The organism is Rhodanobacter soli, assembly GCF_040548735.1.
Lineage (GTDB): Bacteria > Pseudomonadota > Gammaproteobacteria > Xanthomonadales > Rhodanobacteraceae > Rhodanobacter > Rhodanobacter soli_A.
The window spans coordinates 2270380-2296012 of the sequence record NZ_JBEPSD010000001.1; the positions used below are offsets into that span (position 1 = coordinate 2270380).

A 25633-nucleotide genomic window follows, 5' to 3' on the forward strand; every position below is an offset into this window, starting at 1 on the left:
CCCAATTAGCTGTTGCATCCCCCGTCAAAGATCTCTTGCAGCGGGGTCGTATACCCGTAAAATTGGCACTCATTCACTCTGAGTGCTAACAAGATCGCAGGTCCGGTCTTGAAAGCCTTGTCCATCAACAATCTAGTCAGTTGGAGTCGTCCATGAGCACACTGCGTCCGTTGCATGACCGCGTCATCGTCAAGCGTCTCGAAGAAGAGCGCGTTTCCGCCGGCGGCATCGTCATCCCCGACAGCGCCACCGAGAAGCCGACCCGCGGCAAGGTCGTCGCCGCCGGCACCGGCCTGATCATGAGCGACGGCAAGGTGCGCCCGATGTCGCTGAAGGCCGGCGACGTGGTGCTGTTCGGCAAGTACGCCGGCCAGGAAATCAAGATCGACGGCGAAGAGCTGGTCTTCCTGAAGGAAGACGACATCGTGGCCGTGATCGAGGGGTAATCGACGGCTGACTGGCCGAGCGCGAGAAAGCGCGCACGCCAGTCGCCTTCGGCTCCTTTCCGCACCACTGCGCAAGATTTCCCCACACTTAATTTCAAAATTTTTCAAGGAAAAATTTTATGGCAGCTAAAGAAGTCCGATTCGGCGAAGACGCCCGCGCCCGCATGCTCAAGGGCGTGAACACCCTGGCCAATGCGGTCAAGGTCACCCTCGGCCCGAAGGGCCGCAACGTCGTGCTCGAGAAGAGCTTCGGCGCGCCCACGATCACCAAGGACGGCGTGTCCGTCGCGAAAGAGATCGAATTGGCCGATCGCTACGAGAATCTCGGCGCGCAGATCGTCAAGGAAGCCGCTTCCAAGACCTCCGACGTCGCCGGTGACGGCACCACCACCGCCACCGTGCTGGCGCAGGCGTTCATCCAGGAAGGCCTCAAGGCTGTGGCCGCCGGCATCAACCCGATGGACCTGAAGCGCGGCATCGACAAGGCCGTCGCCGCTGCCGTCGGCGAGCTGAAGAAGATGTCCAACCCGACCGCGAACGACAAGGAAATCGCGCAGGTCGGCACGATCTCGGCCAACTCCGACGCCAACATCGGCGACATCATCGCCACCGCGATGAAGAAAGTCGGCAAGGAAGGCGTGATCACGGTCGAGGAAGGTTCGGGTCTCGAGAATGAGCTCGACGTGGTCGAGGGCATGCAGTTCGACCGCGGCTACCTGTCGCCGTACTTCATCAACAACCAGCAGAGCCAGCAGGTCGAGCTGGATGACCCGTACATCCTGATCCACGACAAGAAAGTGTCGAACGTGCGCGAACTGCTGCCCGTGCTGGAAGCCGTCGCCAAGGCCGGCAAGCCGCTGCTGATCGTCGCCGAGGAAGTCGAGGGCGAGGCGCTGGCCACGCTGGTGGTCAACACCATCCGCGGCATCGTCAAGGTCGCCGCCGTCAAGGCGCCGGGCTTCGGTGACCGTCGCAAGGCGATCCTGGAAGACATCGCGATCCTCACCAACGGTCAGGTCGTGTCCGAGGAAGTGGGCCTGTCGCTGGAGAAGACCACGATCGCCGATCTGGGTCGCGCCAAGCGCATCGTCATCACCAAGGAAAACACCACGATCATCGACGGTGCCGGCGAAGCGGAGAAGATCCAGTCGCGCATCGCTCAGGTCAAGGCGCAGATCGAGGAGACCTCGTCGGACTACGACAAGGAGAAGCTGCAGGAGCGCGTGGCCAAGCTGGCCGGTGGCGTTGCGGTGATCAAGGTCGGTGCCGGCACCGAGATCGAGATGAAGGAAAAGAAGGCCCGTGTCGAAGACGCCCTGCACGCCACGCGCGCAGCCGTCGAAGAAGGAGTGGTCCCGGGCGGCGGCGTCGCGCTGATCCGCGCGCTGAAGGCGGTCGAAGGCCTGAAGGGCGACAACACCGATCAGGACCTCGGCATCGCGATCACCCGCCGTGCGCTGGAAGCGCCGCTGCGCGCGATCGTCTCCAACGCCGGTGAAGAGCCGTCCGTGATCCTCAACAAGGTCAAGGAAGGCAAGGGCAACTTCGGCTACAACGCCGCCACCGGCGAGTTCGGTGACATGGTGGCGATGGGCATCCTGGATCCGACCAAGGTGACCCGCACCGCGTTGCAGCACGCCTCGTCGGTCGCCGGTCTGGCGATCACCACCGAGGCGATCATTGCCGAACTGCCGAAGAAGGACGAAGGCCACAGCCATGGCGGCGGTGGCATGGGCGGCGGCATGGGTGGCATGGGCGGCATGGATTTCTAGGTTCCACGCCCAAGGCACGATAAAAGAAAACCCCGCTACGGCGGGGTTTTCTTTTTGCTGCACCGGACCCGGGCGATATCCGCCGGGCCGGCGGTGTGGCTTAGTGCCCGTGCGCGCCGGCGTTGGCATCCGCTTTCACGCCAGCACCGACCGACTGCCCGGCGGCGGTCTGCTGCACCGCGTCGCCGACCGAGCCGGCCGAGCGGTCGGTGGACTGGATCGCCGAATGCGCGGCGTCGCGCACGTCGCCGCCCACACCCTGGCCCATGTCGCCGGCCTTGCCTGCGGTGGCGGCGGTATCGAGACCGGCACCGGTATCGACGTTGGCGTTGGCGCCGGCATGCGAGTCGCCGGCGCCTGCCCCGATCGTGCCATTGGCATTCGCGTTGGCGTTGGCATTGGCGTGGTCGTTGACGGTCGAGCGGGTCTTGTCGACGGCCTTGCGGGTCCGGTGCTTCACGTGGGAATCGGTGCGGTGCAGGGTCTGCTCGGTCTGCGCGGTGGTTTGACCAACGGTGCGCATGGCGCTCGGTGCGGTTGCGCCGACGTGGGCGCCGGCACCGACCCGGGCAGCACCGCCGAGGTTGGCCTGGGCGAAGGCGGACACGGTAAACACGCTGGCGCCGAGGACGAGGGCGGAAAGTATGGTCTTGCGCATGAGATGGACCTCCAAGTGGGGGAATGCCGCCGCAAGGCGCACTGCACGCGCCTCACGGACACGTCGACGCTAGTTGGCGCTGCCCCACTACCGTGTGAACGCCGTGCCGCGGTCTTCAGTCGCCGGACAGCTCGCTGAACGGCAAGCCCGGAGCAAGGGTTCGAATCGTGCGCATCATTGTGCGGCGGATGCCGGCAACGGCGCCGGCGGCACGTCGTTGTGGGCGATCTTGCCGGGTGCGGGCGTGAGCGCCGGCGTCGCCGGCTGCGGCAGCAGGCTGTCCAGCTTGTTGCTCATGCGCAACTGGTCGATGCTGGCCATGGCCTTGTCGAGCTGCTGCTGGTCGTCGCCCTCGGCCAGCGGCGGGGCGCCGGGAGCCTCGGTGAGCGCAGCCAGTTGCGGGCCGACCAGTTCGGTCAGGGCGAAGTACGGATCGTCGTGGATACCGATGTGCGCCAGCAGTTTGCCGGGCAGCAGCCAGGAGGCGGTGTCGGCCTTGCTGCGCTTGCCCGGGCGCTTCGGATCGACCAACAGCCATACGCCGGCCTGGCTCAGCATGTCGCCGCCGTCGACGAAGCCGGTGATCTGGTAGCTGTTGCTCAGCGCCGGCAGGTGGTCGCCGTAGAACAGCACCACGCTGGGCCGCTGGCGCTGCGCCAGCAGCTTCACCAGCCGACCGAGCTCGGCGTCGGCATGCTTGAGGTGGTAGAGGTAGGTCTGCAGTTCCAGCTTGTCGCGGCCGCTAATGCCGTCGGGCACCGGGATCGCGTCGCGTTCGGCGACGTGGGCGGGCTCGACGTCGTACGGGCCGTGTGCCTCGATGCTGATCGCGAAGATGAACTGCGGCGGGCCGTCGTTCTTCAGCAGCGTCATGATCTCGTCGGTCATCGCGCTGTCGGCCATGTACTTGCCGTCGTTCGGCGCCGTGGGCGGGAACGACGACTGCGAGACGAAGCGGTCGAAGCCGATCGCCTTGAACGCGGTGGTGCGGTTCCAGAACGCCGGGTCGTTGCCGTGCAGCGCCAGCGTGGTGTAGCCGTGCCGGTTGAGCGTGCGCACCAGCCCCGGCAGCGCCTTGTGGCTCATCTGCAGATAGGGGAACTGCAGGTTGTCGAAGTAGCGCAGGGACAGCCCGGTAAGCACCTCGAACTCGGTGCGGATGGTGCCGCCGCCGAAGGTGGGCACGTGCAGTTTGCCGCTGGTGCCGTGTGCGGCGAGCCGGCGCAGGTTCGGCGCGAAGTTGCTGTGCTCGTAGCCGCGCATGATGGTGGGGTCGAAGAACGACTCGCTCTGCACCACCACGATGTCGGGCAGTTCGCCGCCGGCAGCCGGCGCCTGCATCGACTGCAGCAGGGCCGGCGTGGACTGCTCGATCAATTTCGCCGCCGCGGCGCGGTCGGGCTTGTGCTCGCCCTTGCCGTATTCCAGGTGGAACAGCATCAGCGCACTGACCAGGCCGGAATGGGTGGTGGTGGAGATCGCCGACCACGGTTCCAGCCACAGTGTCTTCCCGTTGTAGATCTTCGCCCAGGCGGGCAGGCCGACCAGCATGCTGGCCAGCGCCAGCGCCAGCACGCCGCCGCCGAGAAGGCGCGCGCCACGCGTGCGGCGCGGGAACAACGGCGGCTCCAGCCGCCATGCCGCGACGATCAGCGCCATCGCGGCGAGCAGGCCCAGGTACGGCCACGGACTGTGCGGCAGGTAACCGGACAGCAGGTGCATGCCGCCTTTGTGCAGCTGGCCGACGATACGGAAATCGTCCGGCAGCAGCGGCGTGCCGAGGTTCGCCACCTTCAGCAGGTTGACCGCATACAACAACCCCTGCAGCAGGAACGCCAGCGCGAACGACAGCAATGCGCGCCGGCTGATCGCCAGCAGGATGCCGGCCAGCAGCAGGCCCGGCCACGCATTGGCCAGCGGGTAGCGCGCCTGGTCGAACAGGCGCAGCGGAGTCACCCCGACGCCGCCGTCCACCAGGCCGGTGAGCAGCACGAAGGCCAGCGCCAGCAACAGCAGCAGCGCGGCGCGCGGGACGATGGCGCGCCAGCGTGCGGGCGGATGGGCGGAATTCGGGGACATGGCCGTCCTGCGGTTGCTGTCATGGTCTGGACACGCCAATGTAATGGCATCCAGATGAACAATGGGTAGGGCGTGGCCGGCGAGTTTCGGGCTTGGCCGCGGCTTGTTCAAGCTGTCGTCATGGTCCGTCGCCGGGCGTCGGCAACCGGCCGGCATGCGGCACAATGGCGGGATGACCCACCCGGAATCCGCCGCGCTGCGAGCGCTGATCGACGACCGCTATGGCGATCTGGCCGCCCGTTGCCGCGCCGCCGGCGTGCCCCTGCACGACGACGCCGGCGTAGCCGAGCGGATCCGCCGCACCCTGCTGGCCAGCGACTTCGCCTTCGACGTGTGGTGCCGCCAGCCGCAACTGCTGGCGCCGGCCGGGCTGGAGCGGCTGCGCTCGGGCAGCGACGCCAGCGCTCGCATCGATGCATTGAGGTTGCCGGACGACGAAGCCGCCTGCATGGTCGCGCTGCGCCGCTTCCGCCACGCCGAAGCGCTGCGGCTGGTGTTTCGCGACGTCAACGGGCTGGACGAGCTGCCGGAAACCCTGTCCGCCACCAGCGTGCTGTACGAGGCGTTGCTCGGCGTGGCGCTGGACTGGTCCGAGCGCGCGCTGGCCGCGCGCTACGGCCACAGCCGCGACCACGACGGCGCACTGCAGCGGCTGCTGGTGATCGGCTTCGGCAAGCTCGGCGGCAGCGAGCTGAACTTCTCCTCCGACATCGACCTGGTGCTGGCGTACCCGAACGCCGGCCAGACCGACGGCGCGCGCCCGCTCGACAACAGCGAATACTTCATCCGGCTCGGCCGCCAGCTGGTGCGCCTGCTGAACGAGCCGACCATGGACGGCATCTGCGCACGGGTCGACCTGCGCTTGCGTCCGTTCGGCAACGCCGGCCGGCTGGCGCTGTCGTTCGCCGCGATGGAGCAGTACTACCAGAGCGAGGGCCGCGACTGGGAACGCTACGCGTGGATCAAGGCGCGCCCGGTCGCCGGCGACCGGGCTGCCGGCAAGCAGCTGCAGGAACTGCTGCGCCCGTTCGTCTATCGCAAGTACCTCGACTACACCGCGTTCGCGGGGCTGCGCGAGATGAAGGCGCTGATCGACGCGGAAGTGGCGCGCAAGGATCTCGCCGACAACCTCAAGCTCGGCCCTGGCGGCATCCGCGAGATCGAATTCATCGTGCAGCTGACCCAGCTGATCCGCGGCGGCCGCGAACCGTCCCTGCGCGTGCGCGGCCTGCTGAGCGCGCTGACCGCATGCGAGGCGCGCGGCCATATCAACGCGGCGCGCGCGCGCGTGTTGCGCGAGGCGTATGCGCTGTTGCGCCGGGTCGAGAACCGCGTGCAGATGCTGCGCGACGCGCAGACCCACGACATCCCCGCCGACGCGCTGAGCCGCGAGCGCATCGCGTTGAGCCTGGACTATCCCGACTGGGACAGCCTGCATGCGGCGCTGGCGAAACAGCGCGCCATCGTTAGCGAGGAATTCGCCGCCGTGCTGATGCCGCAGGGCGGCCGTGCCGCCCGCGTGCCGGCTGCCGACATGGTGCTGTGGCAGCGTGCCTGCGACGAATCGCTGGACGCCGCCACGCTGGAAGCCTCCGGCTTCGCGCCCGGCGACGAGCTGGCGGATGCCCTGCTGAAACTGCCGCAGGCCACGGCGGTGCGCGCGATGTCGGCGCGCTCGCGCGAGCGGCTCGATCACCTGATGCCACAGCTGTTCGACGCCGCCCGCGCCACCGCCGCGCCGGTGGCCAGCCTATTGCGGCTGTGCCGGCTGATGCAGGCGGTGGCGCGGCGCTCGTCCTACCTGGCCCTGCTGGAAGAGCAGCCGTCGGCGCGCCGGCGACTGGTGCGGCTGTTTGCCGACAGTGCATTCCTGGCCGAGCGCGTCATCGCGCAGCCGCTGCTGCTGGACGACGTGCTCGACCCGCGCATCGACCAATTGCCGTTCAAGCGCGCCGACATCACCGCCGAGATCGCGCGCGTGCTGGGCACGCTGGAAGAGCGCGAGGCCGAGGCGGAGCTCGATCGGATCAACGAGTTCAAAGCCTCCACCGCGTTCCGGCTCGGCCTGGCGTTCAATGACGGCCGCGCCGACGCGGTCGCCACCGCGCGCCGGCTCGCCGCACTGGCCGAGTCGGTGATCGGCGCGGTGCTGGCGCTGGCTGAGCGCGAGCTGGTCGCCCAGCACGGCCGCCTGCCCGGCGAAGGTTCGGGTTTTTCCGTGCTGGGCTACGGCAGTCTCGGCGGCGAGGAGCTCGGCTTCGCCTCCGATCTCGACCTCGTCTTCGTCTACGACAGTCGCCGTGCGCAGGTGATGAGCGACGGCGCCCGGCCGATCGAGGGTTCGCGCTGGTACCAGCGGCTGGCCCAGCGGGTGATGAACTGGCTTACCGTGCTGACCCGCGGCGGCCGCCTGTACGAAGTCGACACGCGCCTGCGCCCGGACGGCTCCAAGGGCCTGCTGGTCAGCAGCCTTGACGCGTTCGTGGCGTACCAGCAGAGCCGCGCGTGGACGTGGGAGCATCAGGCGCTGCTGCGCGCGCGGCCGGTCGCCGGCGACGCGGCACTCAACGCCGAGTTGGCCGGGGTGCGTCGCGACATCCTGGCGGTGCCGCGCGAGCGCGCCACGGTGCTGGCCGAGGTCGGCAGCATGCGTGCGCGCTGGCGAGCCGAGCGCGACCGCTCCGACGAGCGCCAGCTCGACCTGAAGCAGGGTCACGGCGGCCTGCTCGACATCGAGTTCGCACTGCAGGGACTGGTGCTGGCGCATGCGGCCGAGCAACCGGGCCTGCTCGGCGTTACCGCGAACGCCGGGCTGATCGAAGCGTGCCGCGTCGCCGGCCTGCTCGACAGCGACCAGTCCGCGATCCTTACCGTGGCCCATGCCGACCTGCTGCAACGCGCGCTCGCCTGCACGCTCGACCTGCGCTCGCGTATCGCCCCGCGCGATGCGGAGCTGGAGCAGCTGTGCGGCAGCGTGCGCGAGGTCACCGACGCGCTGGGCTTTGCGTTCGACTGAGCAGCGGCTCAGTCCAGCGCCTGCTGCGCCTGCCGTCGCTGGATCCGCGCGCGCAGTTCGGCGGCGATGCTCGCGGTCTCGCGCAGCGGGGTGGCCGAGGCCGGCGCCTGGCTGTCGAGATCATGCAGTCGCCCGGCCGCGCGCAACGCCTGATGGAAGCGCGCGATCTTTGCCGGCAGCGGCGTGGTGACGAAGGTCTCGACCGGGCAGCCGACGGCGCAGGCTTCGCTCAGCATGTTCACCGAGTCGGGGGTGACCACCAGGCGATCGGCCCAGCCGAGCACGCCGGGATAGGGGTTGCGGCCGTCGTCGGGGCCGGCCCAGACCAGGCCCGGCACGTCGTGCAGCGTCCTGCGGAACACCTCGATCAGCGCCGGTGAGGTGCGCCGCGAACCCAGCACCAGCAGGCTGCCGCCTTCATGATGCTGGCGTTCGAGCAGGCGTACGGCGAGCTGGCGGGCGTAGTCCGCATTCAGCGCGATGCCCTGGCGCGGGCCGCCGAGCAGCACGCCCACACGCGGCTGCGGCAGCTCGGCGAAGCTGGGGCAGGCATCGCGGCCGTCGGCCAGCCATTCGTCGTCCACCGAGTTCAGCGAGCCGAGCGGGTGCAGCACGTTGGGACCGTCGAGTTGGTCGTGGCGGGGCGCGATCACCGTGTCCCAGTGCGCGGGGTCGATGCGTGGGTCCAGGATTTGCACGGTGTAGCACTGCCCGTCGGACAGCCGGCGCAGCATGCGCGTGAACAGCGCGGCGGCGCGGCCGCAGCCGATCGCCACGGCCGGCCACGGCGGCGCGAACAGGCGGCGCTGACGGGCGGGCAGGGCGAGCCGGCCGCCCAGTTCCAGCCGTGGCGCCAGCCACGACCACGGTGCGCGCGGCCGCAATACGAGATGACGCAGCGGCAGTTGCAGGTGTCCCGCCAGCGCCAGCGCCTGGCGTTGGTTGCCGGCCGCGCTGTCGGTGACCACCCAGCATTCGCCGTGCAGTCTCAGCACGGGCACAGGCCCTGCATTGTTTCCCGAATGAACACGGTATGTTCCCCTAATGGGTGGGCTGTTCGCGTACGAGCGCCTATACACTTGCAGGATGGCGTCATTGCCGGCGCGTCTTTCCACAGAGGATACCGATGAGCGAGTTGCTTTCCGAGGCCAGTCTGGACCAGTTGTTCCGCAGTGCCCGCACCTTCAATGCGTGGCTGCCGAAAGAAGTGAGCGACGAGCAGCTGCAGCAGGTCTACGACCTGGCCAAGTTCGGCCCGACCAGCGCGAACTCCTCGCCCATGCGGGTGGTCTTCGTGAAGTCGAAGGCGGCGAAGGCGAAGCTGGAGCCGTTCCTGTCCGACGGCAACCGCGCCAAGACCATGGAAGCGCCGGTCACCGCGATCGTCGCCACCGACCACGAATTCTACGAGCAGCTGCCGCGGCTGTTCCCGCACACCGACGCGCGCAGCTGGTTCGTCGGCAACCAGCCGCTGATCGACACCACCGCTTTCCGCAACGCCACCCTGCAGGGCGCCTACCTGCTGCTGGCGGCGCGCGCGGTCGGGCTCGACTGCGGCCCGATGTCCGGCTTCGACAATGCCGGCGTGGATGCGGCGTTCTTCGCCGGCACCTCGATCAAGTCGAACTTCCTGATCAGCATCGGTTACGGCGACGCCAGCCGCAACCTGTTCGCGCGCAGCCCCCGCCTCGCGTTCGGCGAAGCCTGCACGATCGCCTGAAGTCCACGTCACATCCCACTGTCCCGTCCCCACTTTTCCAGGAGCTTTTCCATGCGTGCATTGAAGTATCTCGCTCTCGCCGGCCTGCTCGGCGCCGCCGTGTCGGTCCAGGCCGCCCCGGTCACCTACAAGCTCGATCCCGGCCACACGATGGTGCTGTTCAGCTGGAACCACTTCGGCTACTCCAACCCCACCGCCGACCTCGGCCTGGGTGAAGGCACCCTGGTGTTCGACGAGCAGCATCCGGCCAATTCCAGCGTGGAAGTGACCCTGCCGTTGGCCAGGCTCGACACCCACGTGTCGGCGCTGGACGAGCATCTGAAGAAGCCGGATTTCCTCAATGCCGACCAGTACCCGGTGGTGACCTTCAAGAGCACCGAGGTGCAGCCGCTGGGCGGCAACAAGTTCAAGGTCACCGGCAACCTCACCGTGCACGGCGTGACCCGGCCGGTGGTGCTGGATGCGACGCTGAACAAGGTCGGCCCGCATCCGATGACCAAGGCGCCGTCGATCGGTTTCGACGCCACAGCCAGCATCAAGCGGTCGGATTTCGGCGTCGGCGCCTATGTGCCGAACGTCAGCGACGAGCTCACCATCCGCATCACCACCGAAGGTTCGGTGCCGAAGAAGGCCGCGGCCAAGTAAAATTCCGTGGCCCACAAAAAAACCGCGCCATCATCGGCGCGGTTTTTTTGTGGGCTGACAAAGCGGATCAGTTCGCCTTCACACCCGCGTCCTTCAGCGATTCCAGCTTGCCGAGGTCGATGCTGGCGACCGCCTGCTTCAGCTGGTCGATGCTGTCGACGTTGCCGTTCGCCTTCACCGTGAAGCGCTTGCCGACCACCACGCTGTATTCGCCGTACTTCGACTGGGTGTCCCATTCCTCGTGGACCAGGTTGCCGTCGGCGCTGTAGGTTTTCTCGTAGCCGTGGTCGGTCTGCTTTTCTTCCTCCGGCGCCATCGCGGCGGCCAGCGACATGAAGCCCTTGGCGCCGCCGGTGTCGGAGACTTCCAGCGTGACGTGCTGGCCGTTGTCGGCGGCGTAGTTGGCGCTGGCCTGGGAGATCTGCATGCCCATCGCACTGTTGCGCTCGGCCGACAGGCTGCTGCGCTTGAGGTTGCCCAGGCTATCGGGCAGGAAGGCCTTGATCTGGTCCGGCGCCAGCGCCTCGACGTTGCCGTTGCTGCCGGCCATGGCGCCCATCATCTTGCCCATCGCGGCGGACTGCGCCTGGCCATCACCGGATTTCTGCGCGGCGTCCAGCTCCTTGCTGGCCTGTTCGGCACGCTGGCCCATCGCGGCGAGCTTGCCGAGTGCGCTGTCACTGTCGATGGTGACGCTGTCGCCGTTGCTGCCGGTGACGTGCATGCCGCCCATCGCCGCACCCGTCATCGCGGCGGTGCCGACCACACCGACGACGATCGCGCCGACGATCCAGCTCAGCACGATCGCGATGATCACGCTGACCGCGGTATAGCCGCCGGCTTTTTCCGGCGGGCACTTCATGGTGTGCGGAAGGCCCAGGTACAGCAGGTAGATGGCGTAGACCGCACCGGCGATCGCGATCAGCCAGCCCAGCCACGGCACGATCACCGCGATGCCGGCGATCCAGCTGGCGGTCCAGGCGTAGGCCACGGTCTTCAGTGCCTGCACCATGTCCTTCTGGCCGCCGAAGGTGGGTGCCAGTGCGTTGATAATCAGCGCCACCACGTAGACGATCACCAGCGCCAGCACGTAGTGCAGCACCATGCCCACGATGCCCATGCCGATCGGCGTGCGCACAGTGATGCCGAACGCGCTGGTGCCGATCAGGCTGCCCTTGATGAAGCCGGCGATGATCGGCAGGGCGGCGACGATCGCGATGTAGCCGGCGTACAGGCTTTGCACGGTGGCCGGCTCGGCGGCGGCCGCGGGCCATTCGGTCCTGGGCGTGGTCAGGATGGCCTTGATGCGTTCAATGATCTTTCCGAAATCCATGGTCAGCTCCTAAGCCCGTTGCAGTTGGCCCGGCGCAGGGCGCCGGGTCGAGGATGGTGTGCTCACTTCATGACAACCGCCGCAGCTGTATGACGGCTGGGCGCCGCGGCGGTGGTTTTTCCCTGGAGTTCCCCTGTGCTGTCCCCCGACAGAAGGCTGCAGCCTGCTACCATTTGCGGCCTGATGTCCAGTCTGGAGTCCACTGATGTCATCCCCCCTTTCCGCGGCGGCGTCATTGATGCCGGCAAATGCCGAAAATCGTTACGAAGTGACGCGCGCCGACCTGCCGCTGTCCTGTCCGATGCCCGGCATGGCGCTATGGGATTCGCACCCGAAGGTGTACCTGCCGATCGTCGACGATGGCGGCGAATCAACCTGCGCCTACTGTGGCGCGCATTACGTCTTGCGCGACTGATCGTCCGGGTCCACCCGAACAGCTGGCGGCACTAATTTTGCATGTCTCCAGAGAATGAAAGCCTCCAGCCCAGAGCTCATGTCCAGCATTGCCGTGCCCGTCAAGCTGCTGACCGTGGTCCAACTGATCCCCGCGCTGCATTCCGGCGGCGCGGAGCGTTCGGCGCTGGAAATCGCACGGGCGCTGGTGCAGGCCGGCCACCGCTCGGTGGTGATCTCGGCCGGCGGACGGCTGGTCGAACAGTTGCAGGCCGAGGGCAGCGAACACATCACGCTGGACCTGGGCCGCAAGTCACTGGGCACGCTGACTAGGCTTGGCGCGTTGCGCCGTGCGCTGCGTGAGCTGAAACCCGACATCGTGCATGCCCGTTCGCGGCTGCCGGCCTGGATGGGCTGGTGGGCGCTGAAGGGGATGACGCCACGGCCGCATTTCGTCACCACCGTGCACGGGCTCAATTCGCCGGGCCGCTACAGCGCGATCCTGCTGCGCGGCGAGCGCGTGGTGGCGGTCTCGCAGACCCTGCGCGACTACGTGCTGAGCCACTACCGCTGGCTGGAACCCGGCAAGGTGCGGGTGATCCCTCGCGGCATCGATCCGGTCGCATTTCCCTATGGGCACCGCCCCGACGATGCGTGGCAGAAGGCGTTCTTCGCCGAGTTCCCGGCGCTGACCGGCGCGCCGCTGCTGACCCTGCCCGGACGCGGCACGCGGCTGAAGGGGCACCACGACGCGATCGAGCTGCTGGCCGACCTGAAGCGCCGCGGCATCGAGGCGCGATTGCTGCTGCTGGGCGTGATCGAACCCGGCCGCGAGGCCTACGTGGCCGAATTGCGCGAGCTGATCCGCGTGCGCGGGGTGACCTCGCAGGTGGTACTGGCGCCGCCGCGCCACGACATGCGCGACATCTACGCGATCTCGGCGCTGGTACTGCAGCTGTCGAACAAGCCCGAATCGTTCGGGCGCACGGTGATCGAGGCGCTGTCGCTGTGCCGGCCGGTGCTGGGCTACGCGCACGGCGGCGTCGGCGAGCTGCTGGCCGAACTGTATCCGGCCGGCCGCGTGCCCCCGGGCGATCGCGAGCGGCTGGTCGAGCGTGCCGCCGAGCTGCTGCGGGTGGCGCCGCCGATCTCGCCGCTGCAGAGCTACCGCCTGGTCGACATGCAGCAGGCCACGCTGGCGCTGTACGACGAAGTGACCGCCGGCTGAGAGCCCGCTTGGCGGGTGTGCGCACTCGCCTACAATGCGTGATCGTCTTCGCCACGGTCCGCGCATGAATTCCTTCACCACCTCACTCAAGGCCGCGCTGCGTTCCCCGCTGCTGCCGTTCTGGCTGGTGATCGCCCTGCTGCCGTTCGGGCGCAGTTCCGAACTGGGCACCGTGCTGTGCCTGCTCGGCGTGATCATGCTGTTCGCGCGCGACCCGCAGGCGCTGCGCCAGCATGCCGGCGCGCGGCTGCTGCTGTGGCTGCTGGCCGCCTACGCGGGGGCCGCGCTGCTCTCCGCCGTCGACGCGATCATGCCGGGCAAGAGCTGGAGCACCGTGCCCGCCCTGCTGCGCTACGCGCCGCTGGGCCTGTACGCCTGCTTCGCGATTCGCCGCGAGCACAAGCTGCAGGCGCTGTATGTGGCCGTGGCGTGGGTGCTGGCGCTGTGGTGCGCCGACGCCTGGCTGCAGGCGCTGACCGGCTGGAGTCTGGGCGGGCGCGCCGAGGCCGAGCGCGTCTCCGGCATCTTCGGTGCCGACAATCTCAAGCTGGGGCCGACCCTGGCGGTGCTGTCGCCGTTCGCGCTGTGGGCGGCGCGGCGGCGCTGGGGTCTGCCCGGCCTGCTGCTCGCGTTCGCGCTGGTGCTGGGGCCGGTGCTGCTGGCCGGCTCGCGTGCGGCCTGGCTGTGCTACGCGCTGGTGGCGCTGGGTTTTGCCTGGCGCGAGGCCCGTTCGCCGCTGCGTTTCGCCGGTTTCTGCGTGATCGCGGCGGTGCTGCTGGCGCTGGCCGGCGGCATCGCCTGGAAGGCTTCCGCGCGCTTCCATGACCGCGTCGAGCGCACCCTGCTCGCGTTGCAGGGCACCGACCAGTCCATCGACACTGCGCTCAGCGGCAGGCTCGAGATCTGGCGCACCGGCGTCAACATGTTCATGGCGCACCCGATCAACGGCGTCGGCGTGCGCGGCTTCCGCTATGCGTATCCGCAATACGCCGCGGCGAACGATCACTTCGTGGTGACCACGGAAGCCTGCGGCGTGGGCGAGGGCGCCTGCCACGCGCACCAGCTGGTGCTGGAGGTGCTCGCCGAAACCGGCACGCTCGGCCTGCTGCTGTGGCTGGCCGCGGTGGCGCTGGCGTGGCGCGCATGGCGCCGGGTCGGTGCGGCGGCGCGGGCGCGGGCGTTCCCGGTCACCCTGGCGTTGGGCGTGATGCTGTTCCCGCTGAACACCCACCTGGCGTTCTATTCGGCGTGGTGGGGGCTGCTGTTCGCCTGGCTGCTCGGGCTGTGGTGCGCCAGTTTGTTCGTTGCCGGCGTCCCTGCCGGCGAAGAAGAGCCCGGCATCCGTGCCGGACTCTTCAAAAGAGCGCTTCCTCGGAAGAGTCTCGATGGAGCGTGAGTTGCTGTCGGTGGTGGTGACCACGTTCAACAGCGCCGGCACGCTTGACGCCTGCCTGCGCGGGGTGAGCTGGGCCGACGAGATCGTGGTGCTGGATTCGGGCTCGACCGACGCCACCGCGGCGATCGCCGCGCACTACGGCGCGCGCCTCCACACCCGGCCGTTCGCCGGCTACAGCGCACAGAAGCAGGCGGCGATCGATCTGGCCAGCCATCGTTGGGTACTGCTGCTGGATTCCGACGAATCGCTGGACGCGGACGCCGCCACGCGTCTGCAGCAGGCACTGTTGGCGCCGACCCATGCGGGCTACCAGTTGTGGCGGCGCGAGTGGCAGTTCTGGCGCTGGCAGTCGCGGCGCGGCCGGCTCAACCACTACGTGCGCCTGTTCGACCGGCAGCGCGCGCGCATGAGCGGTCACGAGGTGCACGAGGAAGTGCAGGTGGATGGCCCGGTGGGTGTACTCGACGTGGTCATCGATCATTACGGCGAGCCCGACATCGCCGGACGCGTGGCCAAGGCGAATCGCTACTCCAGCCTGCAACAGGCCGACCTGGCCAAACGCAAGGTCGGCTGGCTGCGGCTGCGCATGGTGGCGTATCCGGCCGTGGCGTTCCTGCGCTACTACGTGCTGCGCGGACACTGGCGCTCCGGCTGGGCCGGCTTCATCGCGGCGCGCATCCACGCGTTCTACGCATTCCTGAAATACGCGAAGTTGTACGAGCGGCGACGCCCGCGGGATTGAACGGGCTCCAAGACTCAGTTGCCGGCCAGTATCTGCAGGAACTGGGCGGCGATCACCTGCATGCTGAAGTGCTGCTGCACGTAGTCGTGTGCGGCTGCACCCATCGACGCCAGCAGGGCCGGATCGCACAGCTTCAGGATCGCGTCGCGCCACGCCGCCGTGTCGCCCGGCGGCAGCAGCAGGCCGGTCACGCCCGCCTCGAGTGTCTCGGGAATCCCGCCGATGTCGCTGCCCAGCACGGGAACGCCGGCGGCCTGCGCCTCGACCGAGACCCGGCCGAAGGTTTCCGTGGCGATCGACGGGAAGGCCAGCATGGAGAGTGCGCTGTAATAGGGGTGGACGTCAGGGATCCAGCCCAGGAAGTGATGCCGGCCCGCGGTCGGATGCGCCGTCGCGCGCTCGCGCAGCGTCCGCGCATCCGGACCGTCGCCCAGCCACAGGCAATGCAGCCGAGGCTGTTCCGCCATGGCTGCGCTGGCGGCTTCGAGCAGCGGGAAGATGCCCTTGCCGTTGTGCATGCGGCCGCTGTAGCCGAGCACGATCGCCTCTTCATCCAGGCCGAGCGAGTGCAGGATCTCGCTGCGGCGGCGCGGATCGGCCCGGCACCGTTCCATGTCGACCGGGTTGTAGAGCACCCGTACCAGATGGCCCGGGACGCCTCGATCCAGATAGGCCTGGCGGGCATGCTTCGAGACGGCAAGGAATCGTTGCGCGAGGCGCGGGATCAGGTAGGCGGAAAGGCGTTTCATCGGCGGCGTGCGATGCCGGAACAGCGCCACCGGCACGCGCAGCAGTCGTCCGATCAGGATCAGCGGCCAGTATTCCTTGCCGAAATTTCCCACCAGCCAGTCCGGCTTCAGCCGTCGCGCAGCCTTGATGACGGCGACATAGCCGCGCAGATCGAACACATTGCAGAATTTCGCCTTGTACCGGCGGACATCGGAGCACGCCAGTCCTTGCCAGACCGGGCCATCAGGATAGACCGCCGCACCGACCTGATGCCCGGCCGCGGCCATGGCTTGCGCCAATGCGACGAAGTGGCTGGCGGCCCCGCTATTTTCGGGGTTGGTGCCGACAAAGAGGAGCTTCACGCGCGGCGATCCTCGTAGCGTGACAGCACCCGCGCGGCGAACTGCGGCAGCAAGTGGTGGCGCGCCACCTGCACCCGCGGCAGTAGCCACAGGTCCATGCCGGCGAAGGCCCGGCCGCGCCGGGTCGTGGTCGCGGCGGCGAAGCCGGCCTCGCGCACCATGCCAGCCACGCGGTCGTCGGCGTCGCCGTACGGGTAGCAGAACTGCGTGACCGATACGCCGAAGCGATCCTCCAGCGTCGCCTTGCTGCCGTGGATCTCGTCGTGCAGTTGCGTGTCATCGCATTGCGTCAGCCGTGGGTGGCTGCGGCTGTGCGCACCGATTTCCATGCCGCCGCGGTGCCAATCGCGCAGTTGCTCCGCCGACATCAGCGGCTTGCGCATGCCCAGCCGTTCGGCGTCCCACTGGTTGTATCGCCCGATGCTGCCGCTGACTACGTAGCAGGTAGCGCTGAAGCCGTAGCGCTGCAGGATCGGCAGCGCGGCGTCCAGGTTGTCCGCGTAGCCGTCGTCCAGCGTGATGATGGCGATGCGGCCGCTGCGTTCACCCCGCAGGTACGGCATCGCGGCCGACATGGACAGCCCGCTGTAACCGAGTCGACGCAACAGCCACATCTGCCGCCCGAAGGCGGCCGGGCTCACGAACAGGCTGCGGTACACGCGCAGGTCGCGCGGCGTGCGCGCGATGTTGTGGTACATGAGGATGGGCAGGGCGGGTGTTCCCCGCGAAGCGGCGTCGCTCACTTTTCCAACTCCTATGCCGGTGCGGTGCAAGGGAATGGCGAGTCATCGCGCGGTCTTCTCCAGTCCGGCCGTCCCGCAAGCCGAAAAGGCCCGGCGGTCCGCGGGAGTCGAGGTGGTTGCGCAAAGTCGCCACTCGGCGGCGAGACGGATCGTCGGAGTCGACCCGGATCTCGAAAGCGGCGCAATTCTCGGCCGGCGAGGCTTTCACCCGGCTGTCGGAGGGATCAGTAGACCGCGGGTGCGCCGGGCGGGCGGGTCTTGAAGCGCTTGTGCACCCACAGGTACTGCTCGGGTGCCTCGCGCACCATCTGTTCGATGCAGGCGTTGACGCGGGCGGTGTCGGTTTCCACGTCAGTGCCGGGGAAGCCGTCCAGCGGTGCGCCGAGGCGCAGCGCGTAACCCCCGCCGTCGGGCAGGCGGCGATGGAAGAACGGGATCACCAGTGCGCCGGACATCCGCGCCAGGTGATGGGTGGCGGTGATGGTGGCCGCCGGCACGCCGAAGAACGGCACGAACACGGTGTCCTTGCTGCGCATGTCCTGATCGGGCGCGTACCACAGCGTGCCGCCGCCGCGCAGGTACTTCACGGTGCCGCGGATGTCGTCCTTCTCGAACATCGCGTCGGCGTAGTCCAGTCGTGCGCGCAGCACCACCCACTCGAACACGGTCGAGTCCATCCGTCGGTACATGCCGGCGATGCGGATGCGCTGCGAGACCAGCCGCGCGCACAGCTCCAGGTGCGAGAAGTGCCCGCCGACCAGCAGCACGCCCTTGCCCTGCGCGCGCGCCGCCTCGAGGTGTTCCAGCCCTTCGATGCGGGTGGAGATGCTGGTCATGCGCCGCTTGCTGCCCATCCAGCCCAGCGCGAACTCCACCAACATCAGGCCGATGTCGCGCAGGTTCGCGTCGACCAGCGCGGCGCGCGCGGCGGCATCGAGTTCGGGAAAGCACAGCGCGATGTTCGCCGCGGCGATGCGCCGCCGCTGGGAGGGAACCCGCCGCACCAGCGCGCCGAGCCGCCGGCCCAGCCACATCAGCGCGCGCTGCGGCAGCCGTGCGATCAGCCAGATCGCGCCCACACCCAGCCACGCCGGCCAGTGGCGCGGCGTGAGCAGCGAACGGGTGAAGGTGGGGCGGGGCATGCCGGGCATCGTGCGCATTGTAGTGGAGGCGGGGAAGCGGGAACGGCGGGTGGCAGCGTGTCGCATGCTTCAGCCTCGTGCCTTCCCGCTCACCTGCTCTCGTATACTGCCGCGTTGGACTGACGGGCATTGACGTTGCGCTATCTCTACACCCTCGCGATGTTCCTGGTGACGCCGCTGCTGGTGCTGCGGCTGCTGGCGCGTGGTGTGCGTTCGCGGCCCTACCATCGGCGCTGGCCGGAGCGGTTCGGTTTCTTCGATCCACCCGGCTTCAGCGGCAGCCTGTGGGTGCATGCGGTATCGGTCGGCGAGGTGAATGCGGCCGAGCCGCTGATCAAGGCGTTGCGCCGGGATTATCCGAATGCCCCGCTGGTGGTCACCACGGTCACGCCGACCGGCACGGCGCGCGTGCAGCAACTGTTCGGCGACAGCGTGTTCCACGTCTACCTGCCGTATGACCTGCCGTATGCGGTAGGCCGCTTCCTGAAGAAGGTCCGGCCGCGGCTGGCGCTGATCGTGGAAACCGAGATCTGGCCGAACCTGTATCACGCCTGCCGCAAGCGCGGCATTCCGCTGATGATCGTCAACGCGCGATTGTCGGAACGCTCGCTGCGCGGCTACAAGCCGCTGCGCGGGTTGCTGCGTTCGGCATTGCGCTGCGTGCGCCTGATCGCCGCGCAGTCGCGTACCGACGCCGCGCGCTATCGCCTACTCGGCGCCGATCCGGAGCAGGTGCTGGTGACCGGCAACATGAAGTTCGACATGCCGATACCGGGTGGCGCGGTGGCCGAAGGCGCGACGATGCGCGGGCACTGGGGTCCGCGGCGGCCGGTGTGGATGGCGGCCAGCACCCACGAGGGCGAGGAGCTGTCGGTACTGGAAGCGCACCTGCAGGTATTGAAGCGGTTGCCCGATGCGCTGCTGCTGCTCGCGCCGCGCCATCCGGAACGCTTCCGCGCGGTCGAGCATGCGGTGCGCAGCCTCGGCTTCACTGCCGCCACGCGCAGTCTCGAGGGCGTGCCATCGCCATCGCACCAGGTCTTCGTGATCGACGCCATGGGACAGTTGATGCCGTTCTTCGCGGCGTCCGACCTGGCCTTCGTCGGCGGCAGCCTGGTGCCGATCGGTGGCCATAACGTGCTGGAGCCGGCGGCCTTGTCGGTGCCGGTGCTGGTAGGGCCGCAGACCTTCAACTTCGAGGAGATCACCCGCAGCCTGATCGAAGAAGGCGGCGCCGAACGCGTGGCGGACGCCGAGCGGCTGGGGCCGTCCGTGCTGCAACTGCTGCTCGATGCAGCGAAGCGCGCACGGATGGGGCAGGCTGCGCAGCGCGTGTTCGAGCGCGAGCGCGGCGCAGTGCAGCGGGTCATGCGGCTGATCGACACGCTGTTGCAGGAATGACGGCGCGCAAAACAGGACGGCCGGGCATGGGCCCGGCCGCCTTCGCGTGCGATGCGCGGCGGTTTACTGCAGCAACGCGTTGATTTCCTCGATGTCCTTCAGGCCGGCCGTGCCCGCGGTCTGCTTGAGCAGCAGCTTGTTCAGGATGAACTGGTGGCGGGCCTGCGAATAGCTGCTTTCCGAGGAGGTCAGGGTCTGGATGGCCAGCAGCACGTTGGTCATCGTCTGGGTGCCGACATCGAAGCCGGCGCGGGTCGCCTCGAGCGCCTTGCGGCCGGATTCCACCGAGGCCTTGGCCGATTCCACCTGGGCGATGCCGGCGATCACCGAGCGATAATAGTTAAGCGTGTCGCGTACTACCTGACGCCGCTGCGCTTCCATCGCGTCGGTGGCGGCATCGCGCTGGTAGATCGACTGGCGCACGAACGACTGGGTCGCGCCGCCGGAAAAGATCGGCACGTTCAAGGTCAACCCGATCGTGGTCGAGGCCGGGTCGCGATAGCGGGCGGAGGCGTCGCTCTCCGACCAGCCGGCGCCCTTGCCGTAGCTGATGCCGGCGGTGATCGTGGGCAGGTGGCCGGCGCGCGCGGCGCTGATGTTGTGCTGGGCCGTCTCCACGTTGTATTTCTGCGTGAGCAGGTTGGGATTGGTTTCCAGCGCCTGCTTGACCCAGCTTTCCTGGTCGGCCGGCGCCGGCGGCTGCATCGGCAGGTCGTCGCGCAGCTTCTTCAGGTCGCCGGTCGGCTTGCCGGTGATCTGGGTGAGCGCCTCGCGCGCATCGTTGAGCGCATTCTGCGCGGCGATGGTCTGCGACTTGGCCGCCTCGTAATAGGCCTTGGCCTGGTACACGTCGGTGATCGCCGAGAGGCCGACCTTGAAGCGCTGGTCGGACTGCTCGTACTGCTGGCGGAAGGCGTCCTCGTTGGCCTTGGCATAGGTCAGTTCGTCCTCGCTGGTCAGCACGCCGAAGTAGGCTGCCGCCACGCGCCCGTAAAGGTCCTGCGCTGCCGCCTGGTACTGCTCGTCCTGCGCATCCGCCGCCGAATGGGCGGCCTTGAGGTTGGCGTACTTGCTGAAGTCGAGCACGGTCTGGCTGAGCGTGCCCTTGATTGCGCGTGAACGGCTGTGGCCGATCTGGTTGCCGCCGTTGGTCTGGTTGAGGCTCATGCTTGCTCCGATCTGTGGCAGCAACGACGCACGCGCCTGGTCCACACCTTCGCCGATGGCCAGCCGGGTGGCATCGGCCTGCGACAGCACCGGATCATTGGCGCGCGCTTCGCGGTAGGCATCGAGCAGATCCTCGCCGTGGCTGGGCAGCGAGATGGCGGCCAGGGCCAGTGCAAGAGTGAGCAGCTTCAAACGCATGGAGTGCCTCGTGGGGATCGATTCGGGGGCGAAATCAGAACACGAACCGTTGCGGCGGTTCGGCGTGGGTCAGGTAGGGCAGATCGGTTTCGAACAGGGTTTCCTCGCGATAGCGGCCGGCGCCCTCGTGGGTGAGCAAGGTGGCCTGCTGCACCGGCGACTGGCCGCGGACGACCAGTGCGCGCGCGCCGGGCTTGAGCCAGGTCAGCCAGCGCGACGGGATCGCGTGCACCGCACCGGTCACCACCAGCGCGTCGAACAGGCCATCGGGCTGCCATGCGTTGACCGCCTCGCCGGTGGCCAGGCTGGCGTTCGCGATGCCGGCGGCCTGCAGGCGCTGTGCGGCGGCCGCGGTGAAATCGGCATGGATGTCGACGCTGGTCACCTGGGCGGACAGGGTGGCCAGGCAGGCGGTGAGGAAGCCCGAACCGGTGCCGATTTCCAGCACGTGGTCGGTGGGCAGCAGCTCCAGCGCCTGCAGCACGCGGCCTTCCACCACCGGCTTCATCATCACTTCGCCATGACCCAGCGGCAGGCACAGGTCGGCGAAGGCCAGCTGGCGGTGTTCGGCGGCGACGAAATCCTCGCGGCGCACGCGGCTGATCACGTCCAGCACGCGGCCGTCCAGTACTTCCCACGGGCGCACCTGGTTTTCCACCATGTTGAGTCGCGCCTGCTCGATATTCATCGCCATCTGCTCGTGTCCCGTGCGGATCGAAAAAGGTCAAAAAGGATAAGCGCTTGCGCCTGCCCCTACAATGACGTGCCCCGACAGTGACAAGCCTGCCGGTTGCATGGCAGGCCACGAAGTGCCGGAAGTCATCGCAAGGGGTTGACGGGCGTCACCCGTTGCCGCGCGCAAGCGGAAAGGCCTCGAAACCGTGGTTCCGACGCCAACTTGGAAAATAATTGAACCGCCACGTATAATAAAGCGAGAGTTTCCGTTTGGGAAGGTGGAGGCATGAATACCAGCGCGCAAATCAGGCCCCAGGGTCCCGGTCGCCCGAAGGACATGGAGAAGCGTGCGGCCATCCTGGTGGCGGCGAAGGCCCTGTTCATCCGCAACGCGTTTGCTGGTACCAGCATGGACGCGATCGCGGCGGATGCCGGCGTGTCCAAGCTCACCGTGTACAGCCACTTCGGCGACAAGGACAACCTGTTCCGCGAAGTGATCCGCTCGCGCATCCAGGACCTGCTGCCGGAGGAGACCTATTTCTTCGATCCGCACGCCGACATCCGCGCCACCCTGCTGCGGGTGGCGCTGACCCATGCCCACCTCGATTGCAACGCCGAGACCGTGGGTACGTTCCGCGCCATTCTCAGCGACTGCCGCCAGGGCAACCCGCGCTACGGCAAGCTGATCTGGGAAGAGGGCGCGAAGCGTACACATGGCTTGATGGAACGCCTGCTGCAGCAGGCGGTTGACGCCGGCCAACTCGATATCGACGACGTGGCGCGCGCCAGCGGGCAATTCCTCAGCCTGATCAAGGGCAACCTGATGATGCGCCAGATGTTCGGTTGCACCGAATGCCCCGAGAGCTATACCGAGGAAATCGAAAGCACCGCGCGAGCCGGCGTCGAGATGTTCCTGCGCGCCTACCAGCCGCGTTGAATCGATACGCTTGAACCGGGCCAGGTGAAGTTCTCTTCACCTGGCTTTTTCATGCGCGTTCCTAGGCTGCGACTTTCGACGGTACCGCATGTCCATCGGTACCCATCCCCACGTCCGCAGGAGCAAGCCATGGCCAAGACCAAGCCGTTCGTCAGCGACATCGAGAACATCCGCAAGCGCGCGCGCCAAGACATCGACAAGGGCGCGATGACGGCAGGTTACCGTGCGGACCGGGCTACCGTGGTCAAGCTGCTCAACCATGCGCTGGCCACCGAGCTGGTCTGCGTGCTGCGCTACAAGTACCACTACTACATGGCCTCGGGCATCCACTCGCAGGCGATCAAGGCCGAGTTCCTGCAGCACGCGAACGAGGAGCAGGGCCACGCCGACCTGATCGCCGAGCGCATCACCCAGCTCGACGGCAAGCCGAACCTGTCGCCGGAAGGCCTGCTCAGCCGCAGCCATTCCGACTACGTCGAGGGCGAGGACATCGTCGACATGATCAAGGAAGACCTGGTTGCCGAACGCATCGCGATCGACAGCTACCGCGAGATGATCAGCTACGTCGGCACCGACGACCCGACCACCCGCCGTGTGCTGGAAGGCATCTTGGCGATGGAGGAGGAGCATGCCGAGGACATGAACACGCTGCTGGAACAGCTCGGCAAGAAGGGCGAGCCGGCCAAGCCGTCGCCGACCCGGAAAGCCGCCGGCAAGCGCGGCTGATCGTGCGCGGCGGCGCGCATGCGCGCCGCGCGACGCATCACCAGCCGGCCAGCGCCAGCTTGCCGATCGTGCTGCCCGACTCCAGCCGGCGATGCGCCTCGCGCAGGTTCGCCGCATTGATCGGCACCAGGGTTTCGGTGCGCGTGCCGCTCAATTCACCCGCATCGATCAAGCTGGCGACCCGTTCGAGGATGCGGCCCTGCTCGGCCATGTCGGGGGTGTTGAAGCGCGCGCGGGCGAACATGAATTCCCAGTGGATGCCGATGCATTTGGCCTTGTACGGGTCGCCGATCCTCAGCGCGCCGGCCGGTTCCACGATCAGGCCGACGTGGCCTTGCGGCGCGAGCAGCTGGCCGATCGCGTCCCAGTAATGATCGGTATCGGCGAGGTTGAGCACCGCGTCGACCTGGCCGAAGCCCAGCGCTTCCAACTGCGGCGCCAGCGCGTGGCGATGGTTGACCACGTGCAGCGCACCCATCGTGCGGCACCACTCCGTGGTCTCGTTGCGCGACGCCGTGGCGATCACCGTGAAACCGGCGCGTCGCGCCAGCTGGATCGCGATCGAGCCGACCCCGCCGGCGCCGCCGATCACCAGCAGCGACTTGTCTTCGCCGCCGTGCTCGCTGTCGAACGGCATGCGCTGGAACAGCAGTTCCCACGCGGTGATCGCGGTCAGCGGCAACGCCGCTGCCTCGGCCAGGTCCAGCGACCGCGGCGCATGGCCGGCCAGGCGTGCGTCGACCAGCTGGAACTGCGCGTTGCTGCCGGGGCGGGTGACGTCGCCGGCGTAGTACACGCGATCGCCCGGCTGGAAACCGTCGACCGATTCGCCGACGGCCTCGACGGTACCGGCGGCGTCGTAGCCGAGCACCTTCGGTTGCGTCTCGATCAGCGGCTTGGGCGAGCGGACCTTGGTGTCGACCGGATTCACCGACACCGCCTCGACGCGCACCAGCAGGTCGTGCGCGCCGGGTACGGGCGTGGGCAGTTCCACGTCGAGCAGTGACTGCGGATCGTCGATCGGCAGGTAGCGGGTGAGTGCGACGGCTTTCATGCTGGCGGCTCCGTGGGGACGTTGAACGGCACCGGTGGGGGATTGCGCTCGGCGAACATGCCGTTCCAGTAGGGATAGTAAGGATACGACGGCATCACCGCGCTGGCAGCATCCAGTCGCGCAACCTGCGCCGCATCGAGCGCCCAGCCGACCGCACCCAGGTTGTCGCGCAGCTGCTGCTCGTTGCGCGCACCGACCAGCACGCTGGACACGGTGGGCCGCTGCAGCAGCCAGTTCAGCGCGACCTGCGGCACGCTCCTGCCGGTTTCCGCGGCCACCGCGTCCAGCGCGTCGACCACGCGATACAGCCGTTCCTCGTCCACCGGCGGCGCGAAGCCGGCGGTGTCGTGCAGGCGGCTGCCGGGCGGCAGCGGCTGGCCGCGGCGGATCTTGCCGGTGAGCCGACCCCAGCCGAGCGGACTCCACACGATCGCGCCGAGGCCCTGGTCCAGCCCCAGCGGCATCAACTCCCACTCGTAGTCGCGGCCGACCAGCGAGTAGTAGGTCTGGTTCGCCACGAAGCGCGAGTAGCCCAGCTTGTCGGAGGCGGCCTGCGATTTCATCAGCTGCCAGCCGGAAAAATTCGACGCGCCGAGGTAGCGCAGCTTGCCGGCGCGCACCAGGTCGTCCAGCGTCGACATCACCTGCTCCACCGGCGTCATCGCGTCGAAGTGATGCAGCTGCAGCAGGTCGATGTAGTCGGTGCCCAGGCGTTTCAGCGCGCGCTCGACGCCGCCGATCAGATGATGGCGCGAGGCGCCGGCGTCATTCGGGCCATCGCCTGCGCGCAGGGAGATCTTGGTCGAGATGATCGCCTGCTCACGTCGGCCCTTCAGCGCGGCGCCCAGGATCGTTTCCGACGCGCCCTCCGAATAGACGTCCGCGGTGTCGAACAGGTTCACGCCGGCATCGAGGCAGATGTCGATCAGCCGCTTCGCCTCGGTGACATCGGTGTGGCCCCAGGCGCTGAACAGCGGCCCCTTGCCGCCGAACGTGCCGGCGCCGAAACCGAGCGCGGGCACCTTGAAGCCGGAAGTGCCGAGATAGCGGTAGTCCATGAATGCAGTCCTT

23 protein-coding genes are annotated in these 25633 nt (G+C 67.9%); 12 read left to right on the forward strand and 11 right to left on the reverse strand.

Translation table 11 applies throughout. The features are described 5' to 3' along the window. Positions 1-152 precede the first annotated feature (152 nt). Both ABIE04_RS10280 and groL read left to right on the forward strand, forming a co-directional pair. The gene (locus ABIE04_RS10280) at positions 153-446 is read left to right on the forward strand and encodes a co-chaperone GroES (RefSeq protein ID WP_007514157.1); all 294 of its coding nucleotides are present in this window, start codon (positions 153-155) and stop codon (positions 444-446) included. A 119-nt stretch (positions 447-565) separates the two neighbouring features. Further along, positions 566-2218, forward strand: a complete 1653-nt coding sequence (groL, locus tag ABIE04_RS10285; protein WP_354549563.1) for a chaperonin GroEL — start codon at positions 566-568, stop codon at positions 2216-2218. Positions 2219-2318: 100 nt separating this feature from the next. Here the strand turns inward: groL and ABIE04_RS10290 are convergent, their stop codons facing one another. After that, on the reverse strand, positions 2319-2876 hold the full coding sequence (locus ABIE04_RS10290; protein WP_354549565.1) for a hypothetical protein: 558 nt from the start codon (positions 2874-2876) through the stop codon (positions 2319-2321). Between the two features lie 174 nt (positions 2877-3050). Continuing rightward, positions 3051-4955 carry an LTA synthase family protein gene (locus ABIE04_RS10295; protein ID WP_354549567.1) on the reverse strand — a complete coding sequence of 635 codons (1905 nt, stop codon included), beginning with the start codon at positions 4953-4955 and terminating at the stop codon, positions 3051-3053. Between the two features lie 172 nt (positions 4956-5127). Between ABIE04_RS10295 and glnE the strand changes: the two genes are divergently transcribed. After that, positions 5128-7971 carry a bifunctional [glutamate--ammonia ligase]-adenylyl-L-tyrosine phosphorylase/[glutamate--ammonia-ligase] adenylyltransferase gene (gene glnE / locus ABIE04_RS10300; RefSeq protein WP_354549569.1) on the forward strand — a complete coding sequence of 948 codons (2844 nt, stop codon included), beginning with the start codon at positions 5128-5130 and terminating at the stop codon, positions 7969-7971. An 8-nt stretch (positions 7972-7979) separates the two neighbouring features. On the opposite strand, the gene ABIE04_RS10305 is transcribed toward glnE, so the two are convergent. After that, on the reverse strand, positions 7980-8966 hold the full coding sequence (locus tag ABIE04_RS10305) for a mitochondrial fission ELM1 family protein (RefSeq protein WP_354549571.1): 987 nt from the start codon (positions 8964-8966) through the stop codon (positions 7980-7982). A gap of 131 nt (positions 8967-9097) precedes the next feature. Here ABIE04_RS10305 and ABIE04_RS10310 point away from each other — a divergent pair, with 131 nt between their 5' ends. Both ABIE04_RS10310 and ABIE04_RS10315 read left to right on the forward strand, forming a co-directional pair. Then, positions 9098-9691 (forward strand): malonic semialdehyde reductase, encoded by a 594-nt coding sequence (locus tag ABIE04_RS10310; protein ID WP_354549573.1) that lies wholly within the window; start codon positions 9098-9100, stop codon positions 9689-9691. A 51-nt stretch (positions 9692-9742) separates the two neighbouring features. Further along, on the forward strand, positions 9743-10336 hold the full coding sequence (locus ABIE04_RS10315; protein ID WP_354549575.1) for a YceI family protein: 594 nt from the start codon (positions 9743-9745) through the stop codon (positions 10334-10336). 67 nt (positions 10337-10403) lie between these two features. On the opposite strand, the gene ABIE04_RS10320 is transcribed toward ABIE04_RS10315, so the two are convergent. Further along, on the reverse strand, positions 10404-11669 hold the full coding sequence (locus tag ABIE04_RS10320) for a Yip1 family protein (RefSeq protein WP_354549577.1): 1266 nt from the start codon (positions 11667-11669) through the stop codon (positions 10404-10406). Positions 11670-11874: 205 nt separating this feature from the next. On the opposite strand from ABIE04_RS10320, the gene ABIE04_RS10325 reads away from it, so the two are divergent. From ABIE04_RS10325 to ABIE04_RS10340, 4 genes are all read left to right on the forward strand, one after another. Further along, complete coding sequence (locus tag ABIE04_RS10325) at positions 11875-12084, forward strand: zinc-finger domain-containing protein (RefSeq protein WP_354549579.1); 210 nt, start codon at positions 11875-11877, stop codon at positions 12082-12084. Between the two features lie 78 nt (positions 12085-12162). Beyond that, on the forward strand, positions 12163-13290 hold the full coding sequence (locus ABIE04_RS10330) for a glycosyltransferase (protein WP_354549581.1): 1128 nt from the start codon (positions 12163-12165) through the stop codon (positions 13288-13290). A gap of 64 nt (positions 13291-13354) precedes the next feature. Beyond that, positions 13355-14686, forward strand: coding sequence for an O-antigen ligase family protein (locus ABIE04_RS10335; protein WP_354549583.1), 1332 nt, complete (start codon positions 13355-13357; stop codon positions 14684-14686). Further along, positions 14676-15428, forward strand: coding sequence for a glycosyltransferase family 2 protein (locus ABIE04_RS10340; protein WP_354549585.1), 753 nt, complete (start codon positions 14676-14678; stop codon positions 15426-15428). Before ABIE04_RS10335 ends, ABIE04_RS10340 begins: the two co-directional genes overlap by 11 nt. A 14-nt stretch (positions 15429-15442) precedes the next feature. Here the strand turns inward: ABIE04_RS10340 and ABIE04_RS10345 are convergent, their stop codons facing one another. The 3 genes from ABIE04_RS10345 to lpxL form a co-directional block, all read right to left on the reverse strand. After that, on the reverse strand, positions 15443-16519 hold the full coding sequence (locus ABIE04_RS10345) for a glycosyltransferase family 4 protein (RefSeq protein WP_354549855.1): 1077 nt from the start codon (positions 16517-16519) through the stop codon (positions 15443-15445). Further along, a complete protein-coding gene (locus ABIE04_RS10350) occupies positions 16516-17262 on the reverse strand; it encodes a polysaccharide deacetylase family protein (RefSeq protein WP_354549587.1) in 747 nt (248 codons plus the stop codon). Before ABIE04_RS10350 ends, ABIE04_RS10345 begins: the two co-directional genes overlap by 4 nt. Before the next feature lie 224 nt (positions 17263-17486). Then, positions 17487-18404 (reverse strand): LpxL/LpxP family Kdo(2)-lipid IV(A) lauroyl/palmitoleoyl acyltransferase, encoded by a 918-nt coding sequence (gene lpxL / locus ABIE04_RS10355; RefSeq protein WP_354549590.1) that lies wholly within the window; start codon positions 18402-18404, stop codon positions 17487-17489. 135 nt (positions 18405-18539) lie between these two features. Between lpxL and waaA the strand changes: the two genes are divergently transcribed. Beyond that, on the forward strand, positions 18540-19805 hold the full coding sequence (gene waaA / locus ABIE04_RS10360; protein ID WP_354549592.1) for a lipid IV(A) 3-deoxy-D-manno-octulosonic acid transferase: 1266 nt from the start codon (positions 18540-18542) through the stop codon (positions 19803-19805). A 63-nt stretch (positions 19806-19868) separates the two neighbouring features. Here the strand turns inward: waaA and ABIE04_RS10365 are convergent, their stop codons facing one another. Continuing rightward, the gene (locus ABIE04_RS10365) at positions 19869-21170 is read right to left on the reverse strand and encodes a TolC family outer membrane protein (protein ID WP_354549594.1); all 1302 of its coding nucleotides are present in this window, start codon (positions 21168-21170) and stop codon (positions 19869-19871) included. Positions 21171-21204: 34 nt separating this feature from the next. Continuing rightward, positions 21205-21864, reverse strand: a complete 660-nt coding sequence (locus ABIE04_RS10370; RefSeq protein ID WP_354549596.1) for a protein-L-isoaspartate O-methyltransferase family protein — start codon at positions 21862-21864, stop codon at positions 21205-21207. Positions 21865-22131: 267 nt separating this feature from the next. Between ABIE04_RS10370 and ABIE04_RS10375 the strand changes: the two genes are divergently transcribed. Together ABIE04_RS10375 and ABIE04_RS10380 are read left to right on the forward strand one after the other, a co-directional pair. Then, positions 22132-22782, forward strand: coding sequence for a TetR/AcrR family transcriptional regulator (locus ABIE04_RS10375; protein WP_354549598.1), 651 nt, complete (start codon positions 22132-22134; stop codon positions 22780-22782). Between the two features lie 129 nt (positions 22783-22911). Continuing rightward, complete coding sequence (locus ABIE04_RS10380) at positions 22912-23508, forward strand: ferritin-like domain-containing protein (protein ID WP_354549601.1); 597 nt, start codon at positions 22912-22914, stop codon at positions 23506-23508. Positions 23509-23545: 37 nt separating this feature from the next. Here ABIE04_RS10380 and ABIE04_RS10385 read toward each other — a convergent pair whose 3' ends face one another. Together ABIE04_RS10385 and ABIE04_RS10390 are read right to left on the reverse strand one after the other, a co-directional pair. After that, the gene (locus ABIE04_RS10385; RefSeq protein WP_354549603.1) at positions 23546-24562 is read right to left on the reverse strand and encodes a zinc-binding alcohol dehydrogenase family protein; all 1017 of its coding nucleotides are present in this window, start codon (positions 24560-24562) and stop codon (positions 23546-23548) included. Continuing rightward, positions 24559-25620 carry an aldo/keto reductase gene (locus ABIE04_RS10390; RefSeq protein WP_354549605.1) on the reverse strand — a complete coding sequence of 354 codons (1062 nt, stop codon included), beginning with the start codon at positions 25618-25620 and terminating at the stop codon, positions 24559-24561. Before ABIE04_RS10390 ends, ABIE04_RS10385 begins: the two co-directional genes overlap by 4 nt. Positions 25621-25633: the final 13 nt, after the last annotated feature.